A 267-nucleotide genomic window follows, 5' to 3' on the forward strand; every position below is an offset into this window, starting at 1 on the left:
GGATTATTTATTAAGGCTCTTGCAATAGCCACTCTTTGCTTTTGTCCACCTGATAATTCACTAGGATAAAAATCTAATCTATCTCCTAAACCAACTAAACCTAACAATTCTTTGGCATGTTCATATACTTTATTTTTATCTTTACTATTTCTAAGTGCTGGCATAGCAACATTTTCAATAGCAGTAAATTCTGGCAACAAATGATGAAATTGAAAGACAAAACCAATATTTTCTGATCTTGTTCCTTCTAAAATTATTTTAGCAGAT

Annotated in this window: 1 protein-coding gene; it reads right to left on the reverse strand. The window is 30.3% G+C overall.

Annotated features, from left to right (window positions below; translation table 11 throughout):
• Positions 1 to 267 (reverse strand): ATP-binding cassette domain-containing protein (locus AWT72_RS09050; protein ID WP_156413170.1); only part of this gene is annotated, 267 nt, incomplete at both ends.

The sequence above is a fragment of the Oceanivirga salmonicida genome (assembly GCF_001517915.1).
In the GTDB taxonomy this organism is placed as follows: domain Bacteria; phylum Fusobacteriota; class Fusobacteriia; order Fusobacteriales; family Leptotrichiaceae; genus Oceanivirga; species Oceanivirga salmonicida.